Annotated in this window: 18 protein-coding genes and 1 other RNA gene; 14 read left to right on the top strand and 5 right to left on the bottom strand. The window is 49.4% G+C overall.

Features of this window, described 5'->3' with window-relative positions; all coding sequences use genetic code 11:
* Positions 1 to 232: 232 nt before the first annotated feature.
* The 5 genes from rlmD to eno all read left to right on the top strand — a co-directional run bounded on the left by rlmD (position 233) and on the right by eno (position 7,884).
* On the top strand, positions 233 to 1,549 hold the full coding sequence (gene rlmD, locus AB8599_RS13020) for a 23S rRNA (uracil(1939)-C(5))-methyltransferase RlmD (RefSeq protein WP_407331323.1): 1,317 nt from the start codon (positions 233 to 235) through the stop codon (positions 1,547 to 1,549).
* Positions 1,550 to 1,610: 61 nt separating this feature from the next.
* On the top strand, positions 1,611 to 3,824 hold the full coding sequence (gene relA / locus AB8599_RS13015) for a GTP diphosphokinase (protein WP_407331322.1): 2,214 nt from the start codon (positions 1,611 to 1,613) through the stop codon (positions 3,822 to 3,824).
* A gap of 86 nt (positions 3,825 to 3,910) precedes the next feature.
* Positions 3,911 to 4,729, top strand: a complete 819-nt coding sequence (mazG, locus tag AB8599_RS13010) for a nucleoside triphosphate pyrophosphohydrolase (protein ID WP_407331321.1) — start codon at positions 3,911 to 3,913, stop codon at positions 4,727 to 4,729.
* A gap of 139 nt (positions 4,730 to 4,868) precedes the next feature.
* Positions 4,869 to 6,503: a CTP synthase gene (locus AB8599_RS13005; RefSeq protein ID WP_407331320.1), complete on the top strand. Its 1,635-nt coding sequence runs from the start codon at positions 4,869 to 4,871 to the stop codon at positions 6,501 to 6,503.
* Between the two features lie 79 nt (positions 6,504 to 6,582).
* Complete coding sequence (gene eno / locus AB8599_RS13000; protein ID WP_407331319.1) at positions 6,583 to 7,884, top strand: phosphopyruvate hydratase; 1,302 nt, start codon at positions 6,583 to 6,585, stop codon at positions 7,882 to 7,884.
* A gap of 205 nt (positions 7,885 to 8,089) precedes the next feature.
* Here the strand turns inward: eno and AB8599_RS12995 are convergent, their stop codons facing one another.
* The 3 genes from AB8599_RS12995 to AB8599_RS12985 form a co-directional block, all read right to left on the bottom strand.
* Positions 8,090 to 9,301, bottom strand: a complete 1,212-nt coding sequence (locus tag AB8599_RS12995; RefSeq protein ID WP_407331318.1) for an FAD-dependent 2-octaprenylphenol hydroxylase — start codon at positions 9,299 to 9,301, stop codon at positions 8,090 to 8,092.
* On the bottom strand, positions 9,301 to 10,506 hold the full coding sequence (gene ubiH, locus AB8599_RS12990; protein WP_407331317.1) for a 2-octaprenyl-6-methoxyphenyl hydroxylase: 1,206 nt from the start codon (positions 10,504 to 10,506) through the stop codon (positions 9,301 to 9,303). Before ubiH ends, AB8599_RS12995 begins: the two co-directional genes overlap by 1 nt.
* Positions 10,507 to 10,579: 73 nt before the next feature.
* A complete protein-coding gene (locus AB8599_RS12985) occupies positions 10,580 to 11,155 on the bottom strand; it encodes a YecA family protein (RefSeq protein ID WP_407331316.1) in 576 nt (191 codons plus the stop codon).
* Positions 11,156 to 11,435: 280 nt separating this feature from the next.
* Between AB8599_RS12985 and zapA the strand changes: the two genes are divergently transcribed.
* From zapA to serA, 5 genes are all read left to right on the top strand, one after another.
* Positions 11,436 to 11,744: a cell division protein ZapA gene (gene zapA, locus AB8599_RS12980; protein ID WP_407331315.1), complete on the top strand. Its 309-nt coding sequence runs from the start codon at positions 11,436 to 11,438 to the stop codon at positions 11,742 to 11,744.
* A 13-nt stretch (positions 11,745 to 11,757) separates the two neighbouring features.
* Positions 11,758 to 11,941, top strand: a non-coding RNA gene (gene ssrS / locus AB8599_RS12975) — 6S RNA.
* Positions 11,942 to 11,979: 38 nt separating this feature from the next.
* Entirely contained in the window at positions 11,980 to 12,582 is a 603-nt protein-coding gene (locus AB8599_RS12970; RefSeq protein WP_407331314.1) for a 5-formyltetrahydrofolate cyclo-ligase, read from the top strand.
* Between the two features lie 116 nt (positions 12,583 to 12,698).
* Positions 12,699 to 13,352, top strand: a complete 654-nt coding sequence (gene rpiA, locus AB8599_RS12965; RefSeq protein WP_407331313.1) for a ribose-5-phosphate isomerase RpiA — start codon at positions 12,699 to 12,701, stop codon at positions 13,350 to 13,352.
* A 303-nt stretch (positions 13,353 to 13,655) separates the two neighbouring features.
* A complete protein-coding gene (serA, locus tag AB8599_RS12960; protein WP_407331312.1) occupies positions 13,656 to 14,885 on the top strand; it encodes a phosphoglycerate dehydrogenase in 1,230 nt (409 codons plus the stop codon).
* A gap of 90 nt (positions 14,886 to 14,975) precedes the next feature.
* On the opposite strand, the gene AB8599_RS12955 is transcribed toward serA, so the two are convergent.
* Positions 14,976 to 15,674 carry an oxidative stress defense protein gene (locus AB8599_RS12955; protein WP_407331311.1) on the bottom strand — a complete coding sequence of 233 codons (699 nt, stop codon included), beginning with the start codon at positions 15,672 to 15,674 and terminating at the stop codon, positions 14,976 to 14,978.
* An 89-nt stretch (positions 15,675 to 15,763) separates the two neighbouring features.
* On the bottom strand, positions 15,764 to 16,657 hold the full coding sequence (locus tag AB8599_RS12950) for a LysR family transcriptional regulator ArgP (RefSeq protein WP_407331310.1): 894 nt from the start codon (positions 16,655 to 16,657) through the stop codon (positions 15,764 to 15,766).
* Positions 16,658 to 16,779: 122 nt separating this feature from the next.
* Between AB8599_RS12950 and AB8599_RS12945 the strand changes: the two genes are divergently transcribed.
* The 4 genes from AB8599_RS12945 (at position 16,780) to ispD (ending at position 19,138) form a co-directional block, all read left to right on the top strand.
* Complete coding sequence (locus AB8599_RS12945; protein WP_407331308.1) at positions 16,780 to 17,406, top strand: LysE/ArgO family amino acid transporter; 627 nt, start codon at positions 16,780 to 16,782, stop codon at positions 17,404 to 17,406.
* A gap of 8 nt (positions 17,407 to 17,414) precedes the next feature.
* Positions 17,415 to 17,918, top strand: a complete 504-nt coding sequence (locus AB8599_RS12940) for a YbaK/EbsC family protein (RefSeq protein ID WP_407331307.1) — start codon at positions 17,415 to 17,417, stop codon at positions 17,916 to 17,918.
* 192 nt (positions 17,919 to 18,110) lie between these two features.
* Positions 18,111 to 18,383, top strand: coding sequence for a cell division protein FtsB (gene ftsB, locus AB8599_RS12935; protein WP_407331306.1), 273 nt, complete (start codon positions 18,111 to 18,113; stop codon positions 18,381 to 18,383).
* A gap of 29 nt (positions 18,384 to 18,412) precedes the next feature.
* Complete coding sequence (gene ispD / locus AB8599_RS12930; RefSeq protein ID WP_407331305.1) at positions 18,413 to 19,138, top strand: 2-C-methyl-D-erythritol 4-phosphate cytidylyltransferase; 726 nt, start codon at positions 18,413 to 18,415, stop codon at positions 19,136 to 19,138.
* The last annotated feature ends 19 nt before the right edge of the window (positions 19,139 to 19,157 follow it).

The raw sequence follows: 19,157 nt of genomic DNA, 5'->3' as shown, positions 1-19,157 counted from the left end.
ATATCATGACGTCACTGTTCGTTGTTTATTGCATGGCTATTTATTCAGTAGCCATTTGTTTGTGCCTACATATTCAGTACCTATGGCTACATTCTAATCCTAGGTACGGCTGTACACCAAAGCTGTCGGCGAGAATTCAGCAGGTTATCACAACCCGCTGTCCGCCAATATACGATTCATTGCCATAGCCACCTGAGGAAAAGGTGGTGATGGCCGACATTGGAAAATCAACATGGCGCGTTTTTTTCAGCCCCAGAAGAAGAAAAATCTCGACACCAAACACAAGGCATTCACGGTTGAGCGTCTTGACCATCAAGGTGATGGCGTGGCGTTTGACGGCAAAAAACCGGTGTTTATCGCGGGTGCATTAGCGGGCGAAGAGGTCTTGGCGCAACTGACAGAAGACAAACGTCAGTTTGCCCGTGCCAAACTGATCAAAGTAACAACAGCCAGTGCTGAGCGTGTTGAACCATTTTGTGCTCACTACGGTGTGTGCGGTGGCTGTAACTTACAGCACCTTGGGCATGATGCGCAGATTAAAGCGAAGCAAAATTCTCTCTCTCAGTTGATGAAAAAATTTGCCTCAGCGGATTTAACCCAAGACGCCCCTGTGCGTTCAGAGGATTTGGGTTATCGACGCCGAGCGCGATTGAGCGTCAAAATCAGTAAAGCCGGCGAGTTAGAAATGGGCTTTCGTCAGCGAAGCTCAAAAGAGATTGTGACCGTGACACATTGCCCGGTTTTAGATAAACAACTCGATACTTTGTTGCCTGAGGTTTATTCACTGTTGGATGCATTGCGCGGTCGCCGCGTGATTGGTCACATCGAATTGGTAGGGTCTGAGGCCGGACGCGTGTTGTTGGTGCGTGCGATCAAGACGCTGCATGACGAAGACATTGCCGCCCTTAAACAGTTTGCCGATGAGCAAGCGCTGATTTTGTATCTGCAACAAGGTGACGCTAGCGCAGAGCGCCTGTGTGGCGAGGCACCTTATTACTCACTTGATACATTGTCACTCAAGTTTGAGCCGCAGGACTTCATTCAGGTTAACGCCGACATCAACCAAAAAATGATCGTGCAGGCGCTGGATTGGCTAGACCTTAATACCAATGACAAGGTGCTCGATTTGTTCTGTGGTCTAGGTAACTTTAGTTTACCTATGGCAGGAAAAGCTGAGTCGGTTGTGGGCGTTGAAGGCGTTGAAGAGATGGTACAACGTGCCAGCGACAACGCTACGCACAATGGTTTAGACAATGTTACGTTCCACCACGCCAACCTTGAGTTGGATTCAAGTAAGACAGTGTGGGGCAAGCAGCGCTACAGCAAAATTTTGCTCGATCCTGCACGTGCTGGCGCTTTAGGGGTTATGCCTTATGTGGCACAATCACGTGCTGAGCGTATCGTGTATGTCTCTTGCAACCCCGCAACACTGGCAAGAGACAGTCAAATACTGCTCGAGAAAGGATACAAATTGGCTAGATTGGGCATGTTGGACATGTTCCCCCATACCGGGCACTTAGAGTCGATGGCGCTGTTCATCAAAGCCTAAGTCGCTCGAAACCGGCAACCATGATGGTTGCCGGTAAGGATTAGAAAAACAGGATAGTGAAATGGTCGCAATTCGTGGCGCGCACCTAAATGACAACAAAGAATTTTTGCTTGAACGCTGGGTAGATGGGCTCGCTCAAGACGCAGATGTCTCTCAGGCGTTGATTGACGCTTACAATGACTGCAAAACGCTAGGCGACGAGCAAGCCATGGCACAGCCGTTATGGTTTGGTCGTGAAATGATTGAAATCCTTGTCACCTTAAGCATGGACAAGGAAACCTTGATTGCCGCGTTACTTTTCCCCGCAGTTGAAGATGGCCTGCTGGCTTATGATCGGCTTAAAGAGCGCTATGGTAGTACTATCGCAAAGCTGGTGCATGGCGTGCAGGAAATGGCGTCTATTCGCCATTTGAACGCCAACAATGAAGAAGCGACGGCAGCGCAAGTGGATAACGTGCGTCGCATGTTGCTGTCGATGGTGGATGATTTTCGTTGTGTTGTGATCAAGTTGGCTGAACGGATAAGCTATCTGCGCGAAGTGAAAAACGAGCCCGACAATGTCCGCAAGGCCGTCGCCAAAGAGTGCGCGAACATCTATGCGCCATTGGCCAATCGCCTTGGGATTGGTCAGCTAAAATGGGAAATCGAAGATTACACCTTCCGTTATCAGCATTCAGATACCTACAAGCAAATTGCCAAACAGCTAGCTGAACGACGTATTGACCGCGAAGAGTATATCGATACCTTCGTCACCGATTTGCAGCAGTCCATGAGCGCGTCCAACATCAATGCGCAGGTCTACGGCCGCCCGAAACACATCTACAGCATCTGGCGTAAAATGCAGAAAAAGAGCCTTGCCTTTGATGAGCTGTTTGATGTCCGTGCCGTGCGAATCATTGCCGACCAGCTTCAAGATTGCTATGCCGCACTAGGCGCTGTGCACACCAAATACCGTCACCTTCCCAAAGAGTTTGATGATTACGTTGCTAATCCAAAACCCAATGGTTATCAGTCAATTCATACTGTGGTGTTGGGGCCAGAAGGGAAAACCGTTGAGATTCAGATCCGCACCAAGCAAATGCACGATGATGCTGAGCTGGGTGTGGCGGCGCACTGGAAATACAAAGAAGGTGCATCAGCGGGTGGCCGCAGTGGTTACGACGAGAAAATCACCTGGCTACGTAAGCTGCTGGCGTGGCAAGAAGAGATGTCTGACTCGGGCGAAATGCTCGATGAGCTTCGAAGCCAAGTCTTTGATGATCGCGTTTATGCCTTTACCCCGCGCGGTGATGTGGTTGACTTGCCCATTGGAGCGACACCGCTAGATTTCGCCTACCACATTCACTCGGAAGTGGGTCACCGTTGTATCGGTACCAAAGTGGAAGGGCGCATCGTGCCGTTCACTTACCATCTGCAAATGGGCGATCAAGTCGAAATCATCACGCAAAAAGAACCCAACCCGTCACGTGACTGGCTAAACCCAAGCTTGGGCTTCGTTAATTCAGGTCGTGCTCGCGCCAAAATTAACGCATGGTTCCGCAAGCAATCGCGTGAAAAGAACATGATTGCGGGCAAAGAGATCCTCGATACTGAACTGGCGAAAATTGGTGCAGTCAGCAAAGATGCATCGCTGGCGATGAAGCGCTTCAACATGAATAGCTTGGACGAAGTCTATGCGGGCGTTGGTAGTGGCGATTTACGCATCAACCAAGTGGTGAATTACATCAACTCCTTGGTGAATAAGCCGACCAAGGCAGAAGAAGACCAACAGCTTCGCGAAAAACTCAAACAAACGGAAACCTCGGCAGCACCGAAAAAGCCTCGTCGTGACGCCGTGGTAGTGGAAGGCGTTGATAACCTAATGACGCACCTCGCGCGTTGTTGTCAGCCCATCCCTGGTGATGCTATTGAAGGCTACGTCACACAAGGGCGAGGTATTTCGGTTCACCGCTCAGACTGTGAGCAGCTGGCAGAGCTTCGTCATCATGCGCCAGAGCGTATTATTGATACAGTGTGGGGCGGTGGGTTTATCGGTAGCTACCAAATCACTGTGCGTGTGTTAGCGTCCGAGCGCAACGGGTTGATTAAAGATCTGACGACTGTGTTAACCAATGACAAAGTTAAAGTGGCAGGGATGCAAAGCCGTGTCGACTACAAGCAAAACATGTCGATCATGGATTTTGATCTGGAGTTGAGCGATTTAGACGTCCTCAGCCGAGTGATCACCCGTCTTGAACAAGTCAAAGACGTGCATGAAGCGAAACGGCTTCACTAGACACTAACGTTTAGCAAAAAGGGAAAGCGAAGGCTTTCCCTTTTTATTAAGCCCGTTTAAAACAAACTGACAACGGATAGATAGGCATGAAAAAAATGTCGCGAATGCAAGAATTGCTCGAAATTATGGAAACCCTAAGAGACCCAGAAAACGGATGTCCTTGGGATAAAAAGCAGACGTTCGACTCCATAATTCCTTACACCATCGAAGAAACTTTCGAGACAGTCGATGCCATTGAGCGCCAAAACTGGGGCGATGTGCGTGACGAGTTAGGGGATCTTTTGTTCCAGATTGTGTTCTATAGTCAACTCGGAAAAGAGCAAGGTGACTTTGAATTCGACGATGTGGTTGGCGCAATTTGTGACAAATTGGTTCGCCGTCATCCCCATGTGTTTGGCGAAAAAGATGCCGATGGCAATCCGTTGCAAGCTGCGGATTGGGAAGGTATCAAAGCCCAAGAGCGTGCTGCGAAATCCGAACCTGACGCGGAACTGAGCATTCTTGATGACGTACCAACCGCATTACCCGCATTAGGGCGTGCTGCCAAGCTGCAAAAACGCTGCGCGAGTGTCGGGTTTGATTGGGATGCCATCGGACCGGTTGCCGGAAAGGTGCAAGAAGAACTCGAAGAAGTCATGGAAGAAGCCTTAATGGTGGATGTGGATCAGGCGCGCGTCGATGAAGAAATGGGCGACTTACTCTTTTCCGTGGTCAATTTAGCGAGACATGTCGGCACCAATCCAGAAAAAGCACTGCGACAGGCAAATTTAAAATTCGAAAACCGCTTTCGTCAAATTGAAATGAAATTACGCGAAAATGGTAAAAACTTGCAGGAAACTCCGCAAGATGAGCTAGAAATGCTGTGGCAGAAAGTGAAATGTGACGAAGGCAACAAACCCGCGTGAATCGTTGATTTGATTTACGACAAAAAAAAACGGTATGCCGTGTGATAGTTTTCACGTTGTGGGAAGTTTCGGGCTCTGGTAACATGTCGTCCCGTCCAGATTTCCAATATTTCCCCTAAATCCAACTCTCAGGTTTAGCATGACAACGAATTACATTTTTGTAACTGGCGGGGTAGTTTCCTCCCTCGGTAAGGGTATTGCAGCAGCGTCATTGGCAGCAATTCTAGAAGCACGTGGTCTTAATGTGACTATGATGAAACTTGACCCTTACATCAACTTGGATCCGGGCACCATGAGCCCAACCCAGCACGGTGAAGTATTCGTTACGGAAGACGGTGCCGAGACTGACCTAGACTTGGGTCACTACGAGCGTTTCATCCGCACCAAGATGACTAAGCGCAATAACTTTACATCTGGACGTGTATATTCAGATGTATTGCGTAAAGAGCGCCGAGGCGACTACTTGGGTGCGACCATCCAGGTTATTCCTCATATCACCAACTCTATCAAAGAGCGTGTGCTTGCGGGCGGCGAAGGTCACGACGTTGTTATCGTTGAGATCGGCGGCACGGTGGGTGATATCGAGTCATTGCCATTCCTTGAAGCTATCCGTCAGTTGGCGGTTGAGCTCGGTCGTGAACGTACCATGTTCATGCACCTGACACTGGTTCCTTACCTTGCTGCGGCAGGTGAAGTGAAAACCAAGCCTACTCAACACTCTGTGAAAGAACTGTTGTCTATCGGTATTCAGCCAGACATTCTGGTGTGCCGTAGCGATCGCGTTATTCCTGCGAATGAGCGTTCTAAGATTGCCCTGTTCTGTAACGTGCAAGAAAAAGCCGTTATCTCAATGAAGGATGTAGATTCCATCTACAAGATCCCTTCACTGATCCGTTCACAAGGTTTGGATGATTTGGTTTGTAAGCGTTTCGGTATCGAAGCGCCAGAAGCTGATCTGACAGAGTGGGAACAAGTTATTTACGAAGAAGCGAACCCAACCGGTGAAGTCACTATCGGTATGGTTGGCAAATACATTGAACTGCCAGATGCCTACAAGTCCGTTAACGAAGCATTGAAACATGCAGGTTTGAAAAATCGCCTGACTGTGAAGATCAAGTATGTTGACTCACAAGATGTAGAAACCAAAGGTGAAGAAGTCCTTCACGGTTTGGACGCTATTCTCGTTCCTGGTGGCTTCGGCGATCGCGGCGTAGAAGGAAAAATTCTGGCAGCGAAATTCGCGCGTGAAAACAAAGTCCCTTACTTGGGTATCTGTCTTGGCATGCAAGTGGCGCTGATCGAATATGCGCGTAACGTTGTTGGCATGGAAGGCGCGAACTCTACTGAGTTCAACAAAGCGACTAAGTACCCAGTTGTTGGCCTGATCACCGAGTGGGTGGATGGCGAAGGCAAAGTCGAAGAACGCACTGAAAAATCCGATTTGGGCGGCACCATGCGTCTTGGCGCACAGCTGTGTCACCTGAAAGATAAAACCAAAGCGCGTGAGCTTTACGGTAACGCAACGATCCACGAGCGTCACCGTCACCGCTATGAAGTCAACAATGTGCTTCGTCCGCAACTTGAAGAAGCAGGCCTTGTTGTATCAGGTCTGTCAGCGGATAAGAAGCTGGTTGAAATTATTGAAAACCCTGAGCACCCATGGTTTGTGGCGTGCCAGTTCCACCCTGAATTTACCTCTACCCCACGTGACGGCCATCCTTTGTTTGAAGGCTTTGTTGCAGCAGCAGGTAAAAATCAGCGTGGTGAGCTCTAACTGAGAACAAAAGGCGGTTGCGAAGGTAGTGCAGCCGCTTTTCGCATTTTTAAGCTATTGACATATGAGAGGAAACACAATGTCTAAGATCGTTAAAGTTCTGGGTCGTGAAATCATCGATTCACGCGGTAACCCAACTGTAGAAGCAGAAGTTCACCTGGAAGGTGGTTTCGTTGGTATGGCAGCTGCTCCATCAGGCGCATCTACCGGTTCACGCGAAGCACTTGAACTACGTGATGGCGATAAAGCTCGTTTCCTAGGTAAAGGCGTACTGAAAGCAATCGCTGCAGTAAACGGCGAAATCGCTAACGCTCTAGAAGGCAAAGACGCGAAAAACCAAGCAGAAATCGACCAGATCATGATCGACCTGGACGGTACTGAGAACAAATCTAAGTTCGGTGCTAACGCAATCCTAGCGGTATCTCTGGCAAACGCTAAAGCAGCAGCTGCTGCGAAAGGCATGCCATTGTTCGAGCACATTGCTGAGCTGAACGGCACACCTGGCGTATTCTCTATGCCTCTACCAATGATGAACATCATCAACGGTGGCGAGCACGCTGACAACAACGTTGATATCCAAGAGTTCATGATTCAGCCAGTTGGCGCTGCAACGCTGAAAGAAGCTGTTCGCATGGGTGCTGAAGTATTCCACAACCTAGCTAAAGTATTGAAGTCAAAAGGCTACAACACTGCAGTTGGTGACGAAGGTGGTTTCGCGCCTAACCTAAAATCTAACGCTGAAGCGCTAGAAGTTATCGCAGAAGCTGTTGCTGCTGCTGGCTACGAGCTAGGCAAAGACATCACTCTTGCTATGGACTGTGCAGCATCTGAGTTCTACGACAAAGAAGCTGGCATCTACAACATGAAAGGCGAAGGCAAAACCTTCACCGCTGAAGAGTTCAACCACTACCTAGCTGGTCTGGTTGAGCAATTCCCAATCGTTTCTATCGAAGACGGTCTGGACGAGTCTGATTGGGCTGGCTTCAAGCACCAAACTGAACTGCTGGGCGGCAAAATCCAGCTAGTGGGTGACGATCTGTTCGTAACTAACACTAAGATCCTTGCTCGTGGTATCGAAGAAGGCATCACTAACTCTATCCTGATCAAGTTCAACCAGATTGGTTCTTTGACCGAAACTCTGGCTGCTATCAAGATGGCGAAAGACGCTGGTTTCACTGCAGTTATCTCTCACCGTTCAGGTGAAACTGAAGATGCAACTATCGCTGACCTAGCGGTAGGTACTGCTGCAGGTCAAATCAAGACGGGTTCTATGAGCCGTTCTGACCGTGTTGCTAAGTACAACCAACTTATCCGTATCGAAGAAGCTCTGGGCGAACGCGCACCTTTCAACGGTCTGAAAGAAGTTAAAGGCCAAGCGTAATCGCTTAGCACTTCATTTAGTCGGCGATATGCTGATTTAGATATGAAAACGGCTCCCTCGGGAGCCGTTTTTTTGTTTGTAGGATAAAGAAGATAAGGTTCTAGGAAGAGCAGGTCCTAGATCCTAGGAAGAGCAAAAGCGAAAAGCTTGACCGCACTCAGGCCCTCAAAAACATTGTGCATTACAGTACCCAGTACCCAGTACCTTATTTCTTCGCCAACTCTGGCAAATCTCCGCTTAACCCTAACGCTCGCTTAATAAACTGCGTTTTGATCCCCGGTAGGGTTGCGGCAGCCATCAAGCCAATTCCGCGAAACAGTTTTTTCGCTGGGTTGTCACCAGAGAAAATATCGCGAAAGCCCTGCATGGCTGCAATCATTTGTGCCGCTTCCGCTTTACGCCAGCGTTCAAAGGCGCGCAGGTTGGTTTTTTCGCCAATGTCTTTGCCTTCATCGTGCAAACGCACCAGCTCTTGCCCTAATGTGGTGGCGTCTAACAATCCCAAATTAACGCCTTGGCCCGCTAACGGGTGAATAGTGTGGGCTGCATCACCCACCAAGGCAACGCGATCGACAACAAAGTCGCGCGCATAACGCATTTTTAGAGGGAATGCAGCACGTTCACCTTCCACCGCACACAGCCCAAGGCGTGTATCGAAGGCGGCAGTGAGTGATTTGTTAAAGTCTTCATCTGGCATGGCGCATCGCTGGTCGGCTTGCTCGGGGGATTGAGACCAAACAATGGAACAAAGATGTGGGTCAGAAAGCGGCAGAAAGGCCAGAGGGCCGTCTGGTGTGAATATCTGACGTGCCACACCGTCGTGAGGCTCTGTGGTGCGTATGTTGGCAACCAGCGCGCTGTGGCCATAGTCCCAATGTGTGAGTGGGATAGAGAGCTGATTTCGCACCCAAGAATTCGCACCGTCTGCACCCACCACCAATTTGGCGGTGATGGCGTTGCCGGAATCCAAGGTTAGCCACGTTTCGGTTTCACCGAACATCATGGAGGCGCATGTATCTGGGCAGAATAGTGTCACATTGTGTTGCTGTTTCACGCGTTCTAGCAGCGCAAGCTGAATGACACGATTCTCAACGATATAACCAAGGTTGGGTTGCCCCATGTCCATCGCATCAAAATCGATGGCGCCAAAGCTGTCTTGTTCCCACACTGACATTTTTTGATACGGGCTGCTACGACGAGCAAGAATGCCTTCCCAAGCGCCAATATTTTTTAGGATATTTTCACTCGCGCGGCTCAGAGCCGAAACGCGAAGGTCGGGCAGGGCATTTAATTCAGGCTCGGGTTCTTTGCCTTCAATGATAGCAATTCGAAGGTCGCTATCAGCCAAAGCTGCCGCTAAAGTTAACCCCACCATGCCGCCGCCAATGATGGCGATGTCTACATTTGTCATTTTCATTATCGTTCTACCAGTCCCATCGCGCGTTGCAGCAATGGCGCTTTTAATCCGCTAAAGACGGACATGGCCGCCAGCCCTAAATTGCGCCCAAGGATAAGCGGCGCAGACGTGTTGGAAAAGCCGTGCACAAGGCCAGAGGTCATGGCCACAGTCGCATCCCTATCGGGTTCTCGACGTTGTAGATAGCGCTGCAGCAATGCCATGTCGCCGCAATCTTGTTGTTCGTTGTGTGCGCGAGCAATTTCTTCTGCCAAGGTGATGACATCACGAAGCCCAAGGTTAAAGCCTTGTCCCGCAATAGGGTGCAAGGTTTGTGCAGCATTGCCGACAACCGCGAAACGGTGGCTGATCAGTTGCGTGGCTTGGCGCAAAATCAGCGGATAGCTGTTTCGCTGTCCAACATGCAATAGCTTACCAAGGCGCCAACCAAAGATGGCTTGGAGCTTGTCTGCAAACGCTTGATCAGACAATTCGAGAAGTGCAGGGACATCTTGCGGTTTGACACACCAAACTAAAGAGCTTCGCCCTTCCGACATTGGCAATAAAGCCACGGGACCTGATTCAGTGAAACGCTCGAACGCTTTGCCCTGATGCGGTAAAGAGGTGGTGATATTGGCAATCAGTGCCACTTGCTCAAAGTTATGCTCATGGCGGGAAATTCCTACCATGTCGCAGCATGAAGAGAGTGCGCCGTCGGCGGCTACCACCAACTTAGTGGTGAGCGTTTGTCCGTCGTTGAGCGTCAGTGTGACCTTGTCGGTCGCACGGGCAATGTCAGTGACAAACGCGGGGCAAAACAGTGAGATATTTTTCGACTGACTCAGGGCTTGATGGAATACACGTCCCGCATCTGCAAGTTCAATCACGTTGCCTAAAAATGGCAGACCTTCTTTGTCGGCGTGCATTTCGGTTAATCCAAAATGGCCACGGTCGGAGACGTGAATGGTATTGATGGCGGTAGCAAAGGGCGCCACGCCACGCCAAACGCCGATCTGATTGAGCAATTGGCAACTGCCGTAGGACAGAGCAATGCTTCGGGCGTCATACCCTGGGTGAGTATTGTCCGGGATGGCGGCTTCGACCACTGCGACAGAAAGCGTCGCTTGCGTTAAGCGCTCAATAGCCAGAGCGAGTGTCGCACCGGCCATCGCACCACCTGCGATAACAACATCATATGAGTGTGTTGACGGCGCTGTTGCGTCCATTCGTTACCAATCTCCAGCCATTATATGGGGGCCAATACGTGATGTGTTGAGCGCTTAGCCGCGAGTGTTAATCTCAGTGTAGCGTTGGCGTTTTGTCTTCATCACTTTGCGACTTGATGCCAAGATCGGCATGCAGTGTCATGGCGCAGACGCGGACGTGCTCAATCACTTGCTCAAGCAATACGGCTTGCTCTTCCATGTCGTCGTCTTCGTCGATGCCTAGCTGTGCAATTTCTGCCAGATCGGCCAGTACTTCTTTGCCATCTTCCGATAGCTTACCAGCCGTGACGCCCGCCAACCCAACGCCTGCAATAAAGGCATTGACCCATTCCGTCAACGCATCACCACGATCAAGTAGCGGCGCGTTTTCATCAGGTAACAGTGGCTCAAAGTCCATTTGACCGGCTGACAGTTGCTGGTGAGCAAGACCGAGTGATGTGGCCGCCAATGTTTTTGATTCATGGGGCCAACCTGCACCGTCATTGGTATAGTCATAAAGCATTGGCATCCAATTGCCCAGTTCTGGATCGAGTCCACCGCATAACATGCCACATAGCAGACCCTGCATCTCAGCTGGTGTAACGGCTAAACTGTCAGATTTAAGCGTGGTAGCAATGTTGCTGTATTCGGGTAAAGTTACTTGAGTCACGAGGGCCACCTTGGATGCCATTAATTTCAAGCCGTATGCTACCACTTAGCGCAATGTCACTGAATATCTGAGCCGAAAAAGTCCATGTATGACCACGGAAACGTGGAAGATAAAAGTAAAATAGCTCTGATTTTCATCACATTGACGACTTTTCGTCTAATCAGTGCGTCGAGAGACGCAAGACAATAGGATAAACTTGCAGTTTAATCCGCCATTTTCTATAGTTTGTGCCCGTGACTCAGGGTGCGACATCGCGCTTTGAAGGGAGCTCTAAAAGATAATGACTACGCAAGCTGTTGAAATTCGAATCCTAGGCAAGACGATGCGCGTAAACTGTCCGGCGGGTCAGGAAGAAGCATTGATTGAAGCGGCGAACGACTTCGATCAGCGGTTGCATGAATTGTCTGGGCGCACTAAAGTAACGAATACAGAGCAGTTGCTCACCATTGCGGCGCTGAACGTCTGCTACGAGTTGTTAGCAGAGCGAAAACAAGGCGTTGACGAAAAGAATGAAATGGAACAGCGTATCACGCTGTTACAGACAACAATTGAAGAGGCGTTGTTAAAACACAGCGCGTCGAAAGCCTAAGGGCTTTACCTGTTTGACCCTGGAGTGTTCGTCAGTGGATCTGAGTCCCTGAGCCGATAAGCAAATCTAAGGGTGAGTTGTTACAGGCTATTGTGCAAGCTCGGCTCGTACCGAGAAGCCTACGGTCTGTTCTGCCCATCCGCCTTGAACCGCAGGGTTCAAGGGCGTAAGATTCCCAACGGCACTCTGGGGCCTTCCCCACAAAATACACACCGCAATACGGCAAGGACAGCCGATGAAAGCGACTGCTTCCGAACTGCGAAATACGCTGCGCAAACATATCCGGAACCAACGCCGTGCATTGACGGCACAAGCGCAAACGGATGCGTCGGATGCGCTTCTGTTGCGCTTTCAGCAATCCGACACCGTACAAAGCGCCACCTATATCGCCTTGTATCTTGCCGTTGATGGCGAGCTTGATACCGCACCACTCATCGAGTATTGCTGGGCGCAAGGCAAGTCGGTTTATCTTCCCGTAATCCATCCTTTCAGCAAAGGGCACCTGCTCTTTCTTCGCTATCATCCGTATTCGACACTTGTTCCCAATCGTTACGGCATTCTTGAGCCCAAGCTCGATGTACGTGATGTGTTGCCCGCTGAAAAGCTGGATCTGATTTGCACGCCACTGGTCGCGTTCGATCAAAGCGGACACCGCTTAGGGATGGGCGGCGGCTATTATGATCGTACGCTGGCATCTTGGTATGAGACTCAACAAGGCGCACAGCCCATGGGGATCGCGCATGACTGTCAGCAAGTAGATGCTTTGCCCGTTGAAGCGTGGGATGTCCCACTGCCTGAGATCTTAACGCCATCGATGCACTGGCAATGGTCGATCTGACACGATCAGAGTTGATCGACAAGAACGAGATCTGGATGCGCAAAAATCCCCAACTTGCCGAAACAGATCTGTATAATCGGCCTCGCGTTTTTCCCCCTTATTAGCAGGAGATCCTCATGACTCAGGATGAAATGAAAAAAGCGGCTGGCTGGGCTGCATTGGAATATGTCACCAAAGGCAGCATTGTCGGTGTTGGCACTGGCTCAACCGTTAATCACTTCATCGATGCACTTGAAACCATGAAAGAGCAAATCAAAGGTGCAGTGTCGAGCTCTGTTGCTTCGACTGAGCGTCTTGAGAAGATCGGAATCCAAGTCTTTGATGCCAATGAAGTGGCGAGCTTGGATATCTACGTGGACGGTGCAGACGAAATCAACCCAAGTAACGACATGATCAAAGGCGGTGGTGCAGCACTGACGCGTGAGAAGATCGTGGCGGCTATCGCTGAGAAGTTTATCTGCATTATTGATGACACCAAGAAGGTTGATGTTCTGGGTCAATTCCCATTGCCTGTTGAAGTGATCCCAATGGCGCGCTCTTATGTGGCACGCGAACTGGTCAAACTTGGCGGTGATCCTTGCTACCGCGAAGGTTGTGTCACTGATAATGGCAATATGATATTGGATGTACATAACCTTCAAATTACCAATGCCAAAGAACTCGAAGATAAAATTAATGGGATTGCGGGTGTGGTGACCGTCGGTTTATTTGCAAACCGTGGCGCTGACGTTGTGCTTGAAGGCACACCGAATGGCGTTGTAAAAAGCTAAATTTTCGTTCATGAGCAACCCTTTAGCTTTTCACTTTTTTTGAAGTTAAAGCCAAACGTTTGCGTACAAGAAACTCAATAAGTTAGCGGCGTCTTTTGGACGCCGTTTTTTTTCGCTTTTATAACGTAATATTCTTACCCTTTCGAATAACTTTTTGTTACCTTAGTCACTAATTGTGAGGGGTTGATGACCATTTTGGCTGAAAAGTGTTCAGTCCATCCACGTTTTGATCGATACCCTCTGCCACTTGGATGGCGAAACCAATTTTTGTAATTCTGGTTTGTTTTTAAGGATGAGAACCGCATGGCTAAAGTGTCGCTTGAAAAAGACAAAATAAAAATCCTTCTTCTTGAAGGCGTTCATCCCACGGCAATAGAAGTGTTGCAAGGCGCAGGCTATAGCAATATTGAATATCATAAAGGGTCACTGGCAGGTGAAGAGCTTGAGGCTGCGATTGCTGATGCCCACTTTGTCGGTATCCGATCTCGCACTCAGCTCACTGAGAAAGTGTTTGAAAAAGCAAAGAAACTGGTCTCAGTTGGTTGTTTCTGTATTGGTACTAACCAAGTTGACCTAAATGCTGCTGCAAAGCGCGGTATTCCAGTATTTAATGCCCCATTCTCGAACACCCGAAGTGTGGCTGAGCTAGTGCTTGGTGAAATACTTCTGTTGCTTCGTGGCATTCCTGCGAAGAACGCCAAGGCGCACCGTGGTGAGTGGATTAAATCGGCAGATCAGTCGTTTGAAGCTCGTGGTAAAAACCTCGGTATTATTGGTTACGGTCACATAGGTACTCAACTGGGTATTTTGGCGGAAAACCTAGGCATGCGCGTATTCTTCTATGATATTGAGAACAAGCTTTCATTGGGCAATGCGCAACAAGTGGGTTCAATGTCAGAGCTGCTTAACAAAAGCGACGTGATTACCTTGCACGTGCCTGAAACGGTATCGACTCAAGATCTGATGGGCAGCGAAGAGTTTGCACGCATGAAGCCTGGCGCCGTCTTCATTAACGCGGCTCGTGGTACTGTGGTTGATATTGATGCGCTTTGTGGTGCACTGGAAAGTGGCCATATCGGTGGTGCAGCGATTGACGTATTCCCGACGGAACCAAAAACCAACAGCGACCCATTCACCTCGCCGCTACAAGCGTTTGATAACGTGATCCTGACGCCGCACATCGGCGGTTCAACACAAGAAGCGCAGGAAAATATCGGCATCGAAGTCGCGGGCAAAATGGTGAAGTATTCTGACAACGGTTCAACGCTGTCGTGTGTTAACTTCCCAGAAGTGTCTTTGCCTGAACATAGCGGTACATCACGTCTGTTGCACATTCACCAGAACAAGCCGGGTATTCTGACCAAGATCAACACCATCTTCGCAGAAGAAGGCATCAACATTGCGGCTCAGTATCTGCAAACCAATGCCGAGTTTGGTTATGTTGTGATCGACGTCGAAACTGAGCACTCAGAAAAGGCATTAGAGAAACTGAAAGCGATCGATGGCACCTTGCGTGCACGTATCCTTCACTGATAGACGTATTTGTTCCCCCTCAAATCGCCTATCTCCCATAAATAAGGCCGCAATCATTGCGGCCTTATTTTTTTGCTAGCGTTTTCGCTATTACTCGCCGAGTGCATACACCACATTGACGCGATCTGTGATCGTGATTTCTGCATCTTCATAGGTGGCATTCACGTCCGCCGCGGCTTCCGCCATTCGCATCATGACAGGGCGCATAGGTGTTTGATCTACATAGCGAATCTCCCATACTCCTGCCAAGGTTTCACCAAAGCCTTTGGCTAATGACTCGGCTTTCGCTTGCGCATCTGCAATGGCAGCCATTCGGGCTTTTTCTTTTAAGTCTTCTTCTTTGCTCGATGAGAATGAGATGCCATTGACGCGATTAAGGCCATCAGCCAGCGCGCCGTCTAATACGCGATTAAGGTTAGCCAAATCTTTCACGGTGACCGTAACGGTGCGACTTGCTCGATAGCCCGTAAGCTTAGGCTCGCTGTTTTTCGGGTAGCTGTATTGGGGCTGAATTGAAAGGTTGGCGCTTTCAATGTCTTTTTTATCAATCCCCATTTTTTGAAGGCGTTCAAGTAAAGCGGCAATGGCATCGTCAGAGGCTTTTTTGGCCGCTTGTGCGGATGTTCGGTTAAGAGAGACCGCAACATCAATATTTGCCATATCAGGCATGGCAACCACTTCGCCAATACCCACGGTTTCTAAATGCGGAAAATCGGGGGAGGCGGCAGAGGCGAAAGGAGAAAGGGCGACAGTTGCCCCAATCAGTGTGGCAATCAGATGCTTTTTCATAGGAAGGCTTCCATTTTTGTCTGTTTCAACACGGTTTGACCACAAGAGTCTATGGTTTATCCCTAACGGAAGAAGGCATGCAGCGCGAGTTAGGGAAACACGGTTCGAGCGTAACTTAAGCATGCTTTTGTCATTTGCGCCAGTATACCGCTTTCGGTGGCAAAGTGGTGCCAGTAGAGATGGCGTGTCACCCCATCGCCGGGGCAAAGATCGATAAGCTCGCCGCATGCCAACTCTTGCTCAATCTGGAGCTTGGGGATCAGGCAATACGCCACGCCGAGCTTGGCCATATTGACGAAAGCATCGGATGAACGAACCATGTGGCTGCGCCAGCCCACCGTGGGCAGATTGAATCGCTCAGACACAAACTGCGTGTGCATGTCGTCAAAGCGATCAAACACCACAGCAGGTGCTTTGCTCACTGCTTGGGTATTTAAACCGTTAGGGAAATACTGCGCCTTAAACGCCGGCGTGCAGACACAGACGTACTCCATGGTTCCCAATAATGGTGCCACACAACCTTGAAGAGGAGAGGGCTCTGTACTGATGGCGATCACGGCTTCGCCAGCGCGAAGGCGATTTAGCGTTCGGCTTTCATCATCGACAATCAAATTAATTTCTAATGTTTGTGCTTTCATTAGTGGTGCCAATGCTGGTAATAACCAAGTGGCGAGACTGTCTGCATTGGTAGCAATTGGAACGGTCACGGCAGCAGAGAGACCGTCAGGGGCAAGCTCTGGCAGTAACTCTGTTTCTAACAACTGTACGCGTCGATAAAGCCCAAGCAGCTTTTTCCCAATGGCCGTCGGTTGCGGAGGCGATTCGCGCACTAATACGGGCTGTGCGACAAACTTCTCCAATTGCTTAATGCGCTGTGAGACGGCGGATTGCGTCACGAACAATGCATCTGCGGCTTTATCAAAACCGCCATGGGCAATAACAGCATCCAAGGCTTCTACCCAGCGATAATCTAATCCTTTCATGATAATCACATTAGTAAGTCTAATTTATCATTAAAATTATTAGATTTACTTACCTTTGTCACCAGACTAATTTTATGGCTCTCGCACCAATAACAGTTAACGACTAACAAGGATGTATCACAATGAGCAGCGCCATCGTGCTTCAAGGGTTTGGATTAGGGTTGAGTATGATTGTGCCTATTGGGGCGCAAAATGCGTTTGTACTGAATCAAGGGATTCGAAAAAATCATCATGTGATAGTGGCCACCCTATGCTTTATTTGTGATGCCATGTTGATCCTTCTCGGTGTGTTTGGTGGTGGAGCCATGTTGGCGAGCAATGACATATTGCTGAACATCGTAACCTTAGGTGGCGTCGCGTTTCTTCTGACCTATGCCTTCCAATCGCTAAGGCAGGCATGGCAGGTCGGTAAATATGAGGAAGCGGCGACAGTGGCCGCCGTAAATCGAACAATGGTTTCGGTTGTTTTGAGCACCTTAGCGGTCACTTTGCTGAACCCACATGTGTATCTCGATACTGTTGTGGTGCTTGGCTCTATTGGCGGGCAGCTTGAGTCGGCACAACGCAATGCGTTTGCGTTTGGAACGGTTTTGGCGTCGTTTGTATGGTTTTATGGTATTGCGTTGGGTGCTGCTAAGCTATCACCCGTGTTATCGAAGCCGCGTGTGCGTCAGATGATAGATGTGCTGGTTGCTAGCATGATGATCTATGTAGCGTATCTGCTCATGCAAAAATGGATGATGAGTTGAGAGGGAAGATGTCGCAAACACTCGAAGAGATCATGAAGAAGAACATCGCTCTGATGACCGCATGCGATGTGGCCTATCAGCAATGGGAACATGAGCCTATTTTGGATTTTGACACCGACGAGCGAGTCGGGGCTAGGTTGGGATGGATGGCAACACCGACTAAGAGCTTATTTTTGTCGTTTAAATCTGGTGGGTATGCCTTGTTACTCACTTACAAAGAAGCTCGACTCGACAGCAAAAAAGTGAAGGGTATTATGGGGAAACGTCCTTCCATCGCATCGAACGAAGACATGATAGCCACTTTGGGTTGTGTGCCAGGTGCTGTGTGTCCCTTTGGACTGCCTGATCATATACCGCTGTTGGTTGATGATACGCTGTTTGGCTTTGATGAGTTAATGTATACACCGGGTCCGCCGGAATTTACCTTTGCGTTTGCGGCGAAAGACTTACCCATTTTACTTTCAGCCCTCCCCAATCCTGTTCACCTTCTTAGTCAGGCAATGAATACGTGATGACATGGTTATCATTGTCAGCCGTTAATTAATGACTCAACCTTGTCCAATTTATTGATATTCACACCTTTGTCGTTGCCATTACTGGTGTGGCAATGGCGAATGTGGGAATATTGCTATCTTCTATAATTATTCTCGGCGACGCAGGTACGCGACGCTTTATCTGGGTTTCATCATGGTGAGGAAAATGCGATGCGAATGCTGACAGTCATGCTGATCGTATTGTTTGGATGGCTTCAATATCACCTTTGGTGGGGCAAAAATGGAATTGATGACTACCTCGATGTGAGTGCGGTGGCGGAATCAACCGCTCAAGCGAACGATAAACTTCATCAACGTAACGAACAGATGTTTGCTGAGATCGCCGACCTCAAGCGTGGACAAGAAGCGATTGAAGAGCGTGCTCGTAATGAACTGGGCATGATCAAGCCGGGAGAAACATTCTTCCGCATCGTTAACGACTAATCCACTCGCCTAATAACACGAAGAGAATCATGACTACCCCGGCAAGTAATGAAAACCAATGCTCGCCTAGCGCCGTCGTTTCTGACGTCGTGGCTATTGTGCCCGCAGCGGGCGTTGGAAAACGAATGGGTGCAGCCTGCCCTAAACAATACCTCACCATCGACGATAAAACCCTGCTAGAGCATACGGTGCACTATTTGCTCGCACACCCTAAGGTGTCAAAAGTGGTGATTGCGATTGGTGCAGAGGATGAATACTTTCAAACCACGTCGCTTGTCAGCGACTCTCGCGTTGTTGTCACGACGGGCGGGGCAGAACGTGCAGATTCTGTGTTAGCAGGGCTCAATGCGACTGACGCGACCTGGGTGATGGTTCACGATGCGGCTAGGCCTTGTGTTCGTCATCAAGATATCGATGCGCTGATTGACGCGGCGGCGTCCCATGATGATGGCGCATTGCTCGCCTCACCAGTGCGAGACACCATGAAGCGTGCCGGTACAGATAGCCGTGTTGATCATACCGTCTGCCGTGAGCAACTTTGGCATGCACTGACACCACAAATGTTTCGACGCGAGCAATTGCTAGCAGCGTTACAGCGTGCGCTTGAGCAATCATTAGCGGTGACGGACGAAGCGTCAGCCATCGAATTGGCGGGCGGGTCACCCAAGCTGGTGGTCGGGCACGCCGACAATATTAAAGTCACCCAGCCAGAAGATTTGGCACTAGCCGCGTTTTTCTTAACGCAACGTTCCTAGCTGGGATAGACATCAAGAG

The sequence above is a fragment of the Enterovibrio litoreus genome (assembly GCF_045679545.1).
Classification (GTDB): Bacteria; Pseudomonadota; Gammaproteobacteria; order Enterobacterales; family Vibrionaceae; genus Enterovibrio.
This window is presented reverse-complemented; position numbering and strand designations above follow the sequence as displayed.